General features: G+C 41.9%; 7 protein-coding genes. 6 read left to right on the plus strand and 1 reads right to left on the minus strand.

The features are described from left to right. Window positions 1-145 precede the first annotated feature (145 nt). From ABF638_RS21015 to ABF638_RS21035, 5 genes are all read left to right on the plus strand, one after another. Window positions 146-1,885 carry a diflavin flavoprotein gene (locus ABF638_RS21015; RefSeq protein WP_435024927.1) on the plus strand — a complete coding sequence of 580 codons (1,740 nt, stop codon included), beginning with the start codon at window positions 146-148 and terminating at the stop codon, window positions 1,883-1,885. A gap of 138 nt (window positions 1,886-2,023) precedes the next feature. Then, window positions 2,024-3,736, plus strand: a complete 1,713-nt coding sequence (locus ABF638_RS21020; RefSeq protein WP_435024933.1) for a diflavin flavoprotein — start codon at window positions 2,024-2,026, stop codon at window positions 3,734-3,736. Between the two features lie 423 nt (window positions 3,737-4,159). Then, entirely contained in the window at window positions 4,160-5,275 is a 1,116-nt protein-coding gene (locus tag ABF638_RS21025; protein ID WP_435024928.1) for a hypothetical protein, read from the plus strand. A 141-nt stretch (window positions 5,276-5,416) separates the two neighbouring features. Continuing rightward, on the plus strand, window positions 5,417-5,740 hold the full coding sequence (locus ABF638_RS21030; RefSeq protein WP_435024929.1) for a hypothetical protein: 324 nt from the start codon (window positions 5,417-5,419) through the stop codon (window positions 5,738-5,740). A gap of 177 nt (window positions 5,741-5,917) precedes the next feature. Then, on the plus strand, window positions 5,918-6,097 hold the full coding sequence (locus tag ABF638_RS21035; RefSeq protein ID WP_181929337.1) for a hypothetical protein: 180 nt from the start codon (window positions 5,918-5,920) through the stop codon (window positions 6,095-6,097). A 20-nt stretch (window positions 6,098-6,117) separates the two neighbouring features. Here the strand turns inward: ABF638_RS21035 and ABF638_RS21040 are convergent, their stop codons facing one another. Then, entirely contained in the window at window positions 6,118-7,410 is a 1,293-nt protein-coding gene (locus ABF638_RS21040; protein ID WP_435024930.1) for a dicarboxylate/amino acid:cation symporter, read from the minus strand. 193 nt (window positions 7,411-7,603) lie between these two features. Between ABF638_RS21040 and ABF638_RS21045 the strand changes: the two genes are divergently transcribed. After that, window positions 7,604-10,234 (plus strand): DNA polymerase III subunit alpha, encoded by a 2,631-nt coding sequence (locus ABF638_RS21045; protein WP_435024931.1) that lies wholly within the window; start codon window positions 7,604-7,606, stop codon window positions 10,232-10,234. Window positions 10,235-10,372: the final 138 nt, after the last annotated feature.

The following is a 10,372-nucleotide window of genomic DNA, read 5'->3' on the forward strand; positions in this document are numbered from 1 at the left end:
TTGAGTCATAATTTTTGCTAAAAAACAGCCATAATTGATACAAGTTAAATTTTTCAAAAACTGATATTTATTACAACTTAAACAAAAAATAATAGAGAGAATGGGGGCAGAAGAAAAACCTGTTAATTTGCCTCGGAGACGAATAATGGTAGCGATGTCTACGACCGACGATGCCCACGCAGAGAACGTTCAACATCGGTTAACTATACAAACTGTAGAAATTGCCCCTAACACAACGGCGATTCGCTCTCTTGATTGGGACCGCGATCGCTTCGATATCGAATTCGGACTGCAAAACGGCACAACCTATAATTCATATCTAATTAGGGGCGAACAAACAGTTTTGATTGATACTTCTCACCAGAAGTTTCGCGATCTGTATTTAGAGACTCTCAAAGGTCTTGTTAACCCCAAAACAATTGATTACATAATTGTCAGCCACACAGAGCCAGATCATAGCGGCTTAGTAGAAGATGTCCTCCAGTTAGCTCCTAGAGCTACTGTTTTAGCCTCAAAAGTTGCGCTTCAGTTTTTGGAAGGCTTAGTACACGATCCTTTTTCCAAGCGGATTGTCAAAAGTGGCGATCGCATAGATATCGGCAAAGGACACGAAATGGAATTCGTGAGTGCGCCTAACCTGCACTGGCCGGATACAATCTTTAGCTTTGATCGCAAAACCCAAATTCTCTACACCTGTGATGCTTTTGGGATGCACTTCTGTGACGATCGCACCTTCGACGAAGATTTAGAAGCGATTGAAGCTGACTTTAGATTTTACTATGACTGCTTGATGGGCCCTAACGCTCGTTCGCTGCTGAATGCGATGAAGCGGATGGGTGAGCTAGGGAAGATTAATATAATCGCCAATGGTCACGGGCCTTTATTATACCACCACTTAGATGTTCTAACCGGGTGCTACGAAAATTGGAGCCAAAAACAAGCTAAAGCAGAAACAACAGTTGGCTTGTTTTTTGTCTCAGAATATGGGTATGGCGAGCGCCTTGGCCATGCAATTGCCGAAGGTATACTGAAAACTGGCGTTGGCGTAGAAGTACTGGATCTGAGTACTGCTGAAAGCCAAGAAATCCAAGAACTAGCTGGGAGAGCAGCAGGCATCATTATTGGTATGCCTCCAACTACTTCCGCCGCCGCCCAAGCTAGCATCAGTTCGGTGCTAGCTGTCGCCAAGAACAAGCAACTGATTGGGCTGTTTGAATGTTACGGTGGGGATGATGAACCCATTGATACACTCCGGAGAAAATTTCTCGACTCTGGCATCAAAGAAGCCTTCCCAGCGATTCGGATTAAAGAAGCTCCCACCGCATCTACATTCCAGTTGTGTGAAGAAGCGGGTAAAGACATCGGACAATTGCTAGTGCGCGATCGCAACATCAAGCAAATCAAGTCCCTTGATGTCAACATGGAAAAGGCGCTGGGTCGCATTAGCAGCGGACTATATATAGTCACAACTAAAAAAGAAAATGTATCCAGTGCAATGCTGGCATCCTGGGTAACGCAAGCGAGTTTGCAACCATTAGGATTCACAATTGCCGTTGCTAAAGACCGCGCCATTGATTCCTTAATGCAAGTAGGCGATCGCTTCGTCCTCAACGTTTTGGAAGAAGGCAATTATCAAGAACTGAAAAAGCATTTTCTCAAGCGCTTGCATCCTGGTGCTGACCGTTTTGCTGGAGTGAAAACTCAAACGGCGAAAAACGGTTCACCAATTCTGACAGATGCTCTGGCATACATGGAATGTGAAATACAGACCAGTATGGAATGCAGCGACCACTGGATTTTATACTGCACCGTCCAAGAAGGTCGTGTCTCCAAAAACGATGGATTGACAGCCGTTCGCCATCGCAAAGTAGGTAATTACTACTAAAGATTGGGCATGGGGCACGGGGCATAGGGCATGGGGTAAGGAGTATGGGTTATTCTCCTTGTTCCCAATGCCCAATGCCCAATGCCCAATTCCCAATTCCCAATGCCCAATGCCCAATTCCCCAACTTTAAAACAGCTATGACCAATTCCAAGCCACGCGACGTACAAGTTTTACCAATTGCTACAAATACTAAGGCTCTGAGAGCGCGTAGTTGGTCACGTCTGCGGTTTGAAATTGAATACGCACTTGAAAGAGGTACTACTTCCAATTGCTATTTAATTGAAGCTGATAAAACCGCACTTATTGATCCACCGCCAGAAAGCTTTACCGAAATTTATTTAGAGGCATTGCGGCAGACTTTAGATTTGCAACACTTGGATTATATAATCCTGGGTCATTTTAGTCCCAATCGAGTTGCAACCCTCAAAGCAATTTTAGAATTGGCACCACAGGTAACTTTTGTCTGTTCTCTTCCCGGTGCGAACAATTTGCGTGCTGCTTTTCTAGAGCAAGATTTGAAAGTCTTGGTGATGCGGGGGAAAGAAACTCTGGATTTAGGCAAAGGTCATGTTTTAAAATTTTTACCCACTCCTAGTCCGCGTTGGCCAGAAGGACTTTGTACCTACGATCAGCAAACCCAAATTCTCTACACAGATAAGTTATTTGCAACTCATCTCTGTGGTGATGAAGTGTTTGATGATAACTGGGAAGCGCTTAAAGAAGACCAGCGTTACTACTTTAACTGCTTGATGGCTCCCCAAACTCCTCATGTGCAAGCAGCTTTGGAGAAAATATCAGATTTGCAGGTGAGAATGTATGCTGTGGGTCATGGGCCTTTAGTACGCAGCAGCTTAATCGAACTCACCAAAGCTTATGGAGAATGGAGCCGTTCTCATAACGATCGCGAAATTTCCGTTGCCCTACTTTACGCTTCAGCTTACGGGAATACGGCGACTTTAGCACAAGCGATCGCTCTGGGATTAACTAAAGGTGGAGTTGCAGTTAAATCAATCAACTGCGAATTTGCTACCCCTGATGAAATTCGCATCAACCTAGCACAGTCGGAGGGTTTTATCATTGGTTCTCCTACCATCGGTGGTCATGCACCAACTCCCATTCATACTGCTTTAGGGATTGTGATATCAAGCGGTGACAACAGTAAACTCGCTGGGGTATTTGGTTCTTATGGCTGGAGTGGCGAAGCCTTTGACTTAATCGAAGGTAAACTCCGGGATTCTGGATATCGCTTTGGCTTTGACACCCTGAAGGTGAAGTTTAAACCTGATGATGTCACTCTCAAGTTCTGTGAAGAACTAGGTACAGACTTTGCCCAAACACTGAAAAAGGCTAAAAAAGTCCGCGTACCACAACAAGCTGCGACTCCAGTGGAACAGGCTGTTGGCCGGATTGTTGGTTCCGTTTGCGTGGTGACAGCTAAACAAGGAGAAGTGTCTACCGCAATGCTAGGCGCTTGGGTTTCTCAGGCGACTTTCAACCCACCCGGAATAACAGTTGCGATCGCTAAAGAGCGAGCGATTGAATCTTTAATGTATCCAGGCGGTAAGTTTGCCTTAAATATTTTACCTGAAGGCAATCATCAAGACTACATGAAGCATTTCCGTAAATCTTTCGCGCCTGGGGAAGATCGATTTGCCAACTTTAGTACAGCAGTTGCAGATAATGGCTGTACTGTCCTCACTGATGCATTAGCATATTTGGAATGCTCAGTCAACCAACGTCTGGAATGTGGCGATCATTGGGTTGTGTATGCAACTGTGGATGAAGGTAAATTACTCAAGCCTGATGCTGTTACTGCCATCAACCATCGTAAGACAGGCACTCATTATTAAATCTTTATAGGTACTCTTCAACTTAGAAGATTATCCTGCAATGCAACTCTAGCAGCATTTTTGTTACTTACTCTGTCTGCTAGAGATACAATCAACCTCACTAGATGTCTGTACATCTAAATGAATCCACTTATCACTCTCATGTGTAGGTGGATTCATTTTTTTTTGCTAGGAAAAAGGTTTGGAGGTAAAAGTGCATTCTGCTGGTCAGGGATGCCTGCTATAAACCATGAGATAAAATTCTGTATCAATGCGTTTATAAATAACAGCAATCGCAGAACAGACGTATCTACATAATAAATTCATAGTTTTTTTATCATAAGTTTACACGTATATAGTGAAGAATTTAGCGAGTGCAAAATATGATTAAGCGAAGGTTATGAAACTTTTAAAATCTGCTCTCATCAGTAATTGTAATGTTTCATGACCAAGCCAGACAATTTATTACATTTAGCCAGTGAAAATAAGGAGATATTATTGATTAGGAAAATAGACGCGCAAAGTTTTGAGCTTAAGCCCCTTGGGATGTATTTGGTTGAAGCTGAACTAATCACTCCAGATGAATTAGACACAGCACTTAAGATACAAAAGTTGAGTGGTGAGCAGTTGGGAAAAATTCTGGCAATGCATGGTTTTGTTAGGCAGCAAACCATTGAGTACTTCATGTCAAACGTTGTATTGCCAGAGCGACGCAAAATCCTGAAAAACCAGTCTTATTCAGACAATGGTAACAGCGATCGCATCTCTGTAATTGAGCCAACGAGTTATATAAAACCAGTAGATGCGATCGCACCGTTGCAATCATCGCATAAATTGAAAGTATATCTTTCTGCCAACAAAACCCTCAAATTCCTGCTTGGCGTGGTACTTTGCTTGGCTATTATTAGTCTTTTGGCTAATTACAATGTCTACTATCTACCTGACTTCCCTGGCAGAGATATCTCTAGAATTCTATTCGATCTCAACAGCGAGGATAATATTCCTACAATTTACTCTGGAGGAGCTTTACTATTTTGTTCTATTCTGCTGGAGATCATCTTCCAAGCTCAGAGGTTAGCTAAGAATAAAGATGTCTGGGCATGGAGAGGATTGTCAATAGTTTTTGCTGGTTTATTCTTAGATGAATTGATCGGTCTTCATGAAAGACTAACTACACCACTGCGAGGTACATTTAATACTAGTGGTTTTCTTTACTACGCTTGGGTGATTGCGGGTGCTATCTTCGTACTCCTCTTTTTGCTAGTATTTGGGCGATTTGTCGCTACTCTTCCTGGCAAGACACGACGCTTATTTTTCATTGCTGGAACAATCTACGTAGCCGGTGCAATTGCTACTGAATTGGTAGGCGGATACTATGAATATTACTACACCCCCAATAGCATGGTTTATGTCTTCATAACAACTATAGAAGAAGTGCTAGAGATGCTGGGCATAGTTATCTTTATTTATGCGCTGTTGTCGTACATAAGTTGCAATATTAAAGGTATAGATATAGGAATCCACATTATTGATTCTAAAAAGCAAAATCAGCGGACTTAGAGGTTGTTTGAAAAGTATGATTGCTAACATCTAAGCATCAGAAACTTAACCCCCTAGTCATATTACCTACAAGGTAATGGGGGGTTTTAAAGCCTCTTGAACTTTTGAGGAGAGGTTTGGCAGTGGAATTTATAGTATATTTTGCAACTTTTAAAATATCCTCTAACTGCCCGAAATCTACTACTCACTCAGAATAGTAACAATCTGGAAATCACTTTTGAAAGGGTGGTTCATGAAAAAATTATTCTGCAAAACTTTGCTCTGGAAAAACTAGATAATCTCTCAGCAGTGGGTAAGATCCTGTTTAATGAGCCAATTACAATTAGTGACAGCTTTGATATCCTGAAAGCCAACTCCACCCAAAGCACCATCTTCAACAAAAACACAGTCACCTTTCTGAATGACCTGAAAAATAATATCAATGGTTTTGACAACTTAGCTGATGTCATCAATGGTCAGGGGTGAGTGCAATTTCAGTATTAAAGCGGAAACAATATAAATTCATTTGCTGAAATTCCGCAATTGCCACCAAGACAATTGCAAAAACGCAGTGTAGCCTTTAACTAGAAAAAGAGTATCAAGGCAGTTCTTAGACAAAATGCCAACTATGGCCACTAAACTTTTATAATATTTGTTGTTCTTATGACTCCAAAACACACCAAAATTCAATTTCCCCTTTGGCAGTATCTGAACCAGCCTTTATTTAGCCACAATACTAAATTAGTATTGAATCCCCAACGCTTTGCATTGATCTGGCGTCTGCAACTTCTAGAACGCTGCTGGACTAAAGAATGTGATGCCAAAGGGCCTCAACAGCATTAGCTAGCTAAAAAGCCGTCAAACTAAGCCTCGTCCCCAGAACGGGGCTTTTTGCCGTCAAGTAAAGCACTAACAGTCATGTCTCCCATAACATTAATCGCGGTACGGCAGCGATCTAGAAACCAGTCTACAGTAACTAGCAAAGCAATGTACTGGGTAGGTAAGCCGACAGAAGTGAACACTAATGTCATTGTTACCAGTCCCGCATTAGGAATATTCGCCGCACCTACGGATGCAAAAATCGAGGTAAGAATGACAATTAACTGCTGTCCTAGACTTAGATGTTGCCCAATTAGTTGGGAAATATACAACGCAGACATTGCTTCATAGAGGGCAGTGCCATCATTGTTGAAATTTGCCCCGACTAATGCCCCCAAGGCAGCAGAAGATTCCCTTAAACCAACTTTCGTTTGCAAAACCTCAAAGGTTATGGGCATTGCCGCCGCTGAGGAAGAAGTTGAGAAAGCTGTCAAAAAGGCATCAGAACCGCCAGCTAGGAATTTTAGCGGGTGTACCCAAGAACCAAATTTTACTCTGGTGAGGTAGTAACACGCTTGCAATACCAGCGCTAACAACACCGCGACGATGAATGCACCCAAAGATTTAAACGGTGCAAAGCCCTGCATTGCAACGGTTTTAGCAACAATCCCAAATACTGCGAAAGGGACTAAGGCAATTACCCAGTTGAGGACGCGGACTACTGCTTCAAATAAAATTCCGATGACATCCTCAATTGGCTGGTATCCGTTCTTACCTTGGGCGATTTGTTCAGTTTTTAATGCCCGCAGAACGATGCCAAAACTTAGAGCAATCACAATTAGTTGGATGACATTATTATCAACTAATGGCTTGAGAACAGCCTCCGGTACAGCATCTTTGAGTATTCCCCAAGGGTCAAGACTCTGAGGAGTTATTTCTGTACTTGTTGAGGTCGTTACATTCCCCCAAGTCCCCGGACGTAGTACATTCGCGACGAAAAGCCCCACTAAAATAGCTACGGTAGTGTTGGTTAAAAGTAGTACTGCCAGCCGCCGTCCGGCTGTCCCAGGGATGTTGGTAGTCATCAAAGTATGCAGCACTGCTACCAGAATCAGAGGTGTAGCCAAGGCGCGGAGAGCCTTTAGCACCAATTCCGCCGGAATTGCTAAATTATTGATTAAGGTGGCGTTGCTGGGATTGGGATTCCCTGCACCAAGGGCAATTCCGACACTGACTGCCACTACTAGGGCGATGAGAATTTGCAACGTGAGAGGGATACGCTGCCACCAAGGGCGAGTTTTGGTTGCAGGCGAAGTAGTACTCTCTGTTTGACTCATTAGTTAAATACTGGTTAACTGCTGTAACTATTAAAACAACACTAATGTTAGTGATAATTTCGGAAAAAGAACAGCTTAAATTTTGGGTAAAAACTGTTAATCTAAGATTCCGTTGGTTTGCAAAATCTGGCTCGAAAGGGTATACCACAAGGTAGGCCCCTAGAGGTATCTTGGCTTGTGGTTGGAGATGCTTATGTCCTTTGTCCCTTTACATATTCACAGTGACTACAGTCTGCTCGATGGAGCAAGTCAGCTACCAGAGTTAGTGAATCAAGCGATCGCACTGGGAATGAAAGCGATCGCTCTTACCGATCATGGTGTCATGTATGGCGCTGTTGAACTGATCAAAATTTGCCGTAGTCAAAATATTAAGCCGATTATCGGCAATGAAATGTATGTAATTAACGGCGATATCGAGAAACAAGAACGCCGCCCCAAATATCATCAGGTAGTTTTAGCTAAAAATACCAAAGGTTACAAAAATTTAGTCAAATTAACCACAATTTCTCACCTCAAAGGTGTTCAAGGTAAAGGAATTTTTTCTCGTCCTTGTATTAATAAAGATTTATTAAAAGAATATCATGAAGGCTTGATTGTCACCAGCGCTTGTTTGGGTGGAGAAGTTCCCCAAGCGATTCTCAGTAATAGACCAGATGCCGCCCGGAAAGTTGCTCAGTGGTATAAAGATGTATTTGGTGATGATTATTATCTAGAAATTCAAGACCACGGTTCCCAAGAAGACCGGATTGTTAATGTTGAAATAGTCAAAATTGCGCGGGAACTAGGCATTAAAATCATTGCCACTAATGATTCACATTTTATATCTTGTTTTGACGTTGAAGCCCACGATGCTTTGCTATGTATTCAAACTGGCAAATTAATTGTTGAAGATAAGCGGATGCGTTATAGCGGCACAGAGTATCTCAAATCTGGTGAGGAGATGCGGCAGCTATTTCGTGACCATTTACCGGATGATGTAATTGCAGAAGCGATCGCAACTACTGAAGAAGTCGCCGATAAAGTCGAGCCTTACCATATCATGGGTGAGCCTCAAATTCCTACACCTCCGATTCCTTCTGGTCATACTGCTGACACTTACGCCGAAGATGTTGCATGGAGCGGACTTTTAGAACGCTTAAATCGCAAATCTCGCCAGGAAGTCGATTCCGTCTATAAAGAAAGATTGGAATACGAACTGAAAATGATTCAGCAGATGGGTTTTTCCAAATACTTTTTAGTTGTTTGGGACTACATCAAATTTGCTAGAGATAATAATATTCCTGTGGGGCCAGGTCGGGGTTCGGCGGCTGGTTCATTAGTTGCTTATGCAATGCGAATCACTAATATTGATCCTGTACATCATGGGTTACTATTCGAGCGTTTTTTGAACCCAGAACGGAAATCCATGCCTGATATTGATACGGATTTCTGTATTGAACAACGGGATAAAGTTATTGAATATGTAACTGAAAAATATGGTGCAGATAGAGTTGCCCAAATTATTACTTTTAACCGTCTAACTTCTAAAGCAGTTTTGAAAGATGTCGCCAGAGTATTAAATATTCCCTACGGCGAAGCTGACAAAATGGCGAAAATGATTCCTGTAGTGCGGGGGAAACCAACGAAACTCAAGGTGATGGTTTCTGATAAAACTCCAGAACCAGAATTTAAAGAGAAATATGATAAAGAACCCCATGTTCGCCATTGGCTTGATATGGCAATGCGAATTGAAGGAACTAACAAAACTTTTGGTGTTCATGCAGCGGGTGTGGTAATTTCTGCCGATCCACTTGATGAAATTGTGCCGTTACAGAAGAATAATGACGGTTCTGTAATTACCCAATATTTCATGGAAGACTTGGAATCAATGGGTTTGTTGAAAATGGATTTTCTGGGTTTGCGGAACCTGACGCTAATTCAAAAAACTGTAGATTTGATTCAAGAAACGCGAGGATATCGGGTTGATCCCGATGAAATTCCCCGCCAAGAAAGAAAAGCCCAGAGGATATTAGCTAAAGGTGAACATAGCAGTTTACCTAAAGATGTCCAAAAAACTTATGAGTTATTAGAAGCAGGTGAGTTAGAAGGAATATTTCAATTAGAATCTTCTGGGATGCGTCAGATCGTGCGAGATTTGAAACCTTCTAATATAGAAGATATTTCTTCAATTTTGGCACTTTATCGACCAGGCCCGTTAGATGCAGGACTGATTCCTAAATTTATTAATCGCAAACATGGTCGAGAAAAAATTGATTATCAACATACCATTCTGGAACCAATATTAGACGAGACCTATGGAATTATGGTCTATCAAGAGCAAATCATGAAAATTGCTCAGGATATGGCGGGATATTCTTTAGGACAAGCTGATTTGCTGCGTCGGGCGATGGGTAAAAAGAAAGTTTCTGAGATGCAAAAGCAGCGCGAAAAATTCGTGGATGGCGCAGCCAAAAATGGCGTTCAGAAAAAAGTTGCGGATGAATTATTTGAGCAGATGTTGAAGTTTGCTGAATATTGTTTAAGCTATGACACGGAAATATTGACAGTAGAATATGGATTAATGCCGATTGGAGAAATTGTCGAAAAAGGCATTGAATGTACTGTATACAGCGTTGATAATAATGGAAATATTTACACGCAATCTGTAGCACAGTGGCACGATCGCGGACAACAAGAGGTATTTGAGTATTGTTTAGAAGATGGTTCAATAATTCGGGCAACAAAAGACCATAAATTTATGACTGCTGATGGTCAAATGTTGCCAATTGATGAAATATTTGAACATGAATTGGATTTGTTGCGGGTAGAGGGTTTACCGGAATGAGGGCAATACGGTTCGGTTGATGACAATTCTAGATCGCAAAGATGGGATAAATCATCATGAAGACGCGATAAATCATCATAAATAAAGACGCGATAAATCGCCGTCTCTACAAAAGACTGATTATTGTAGAGACGGCGA

The organism is Nostoc sp. CALU 1950, assembly GCF_051172895.1.
Lineage (GTDB): Bacteria > Cyanobacteriota > Cyanobacteriia > Cyanobacteriales > Nostocaceae > Nostoc > Nostoc edaphicum_A.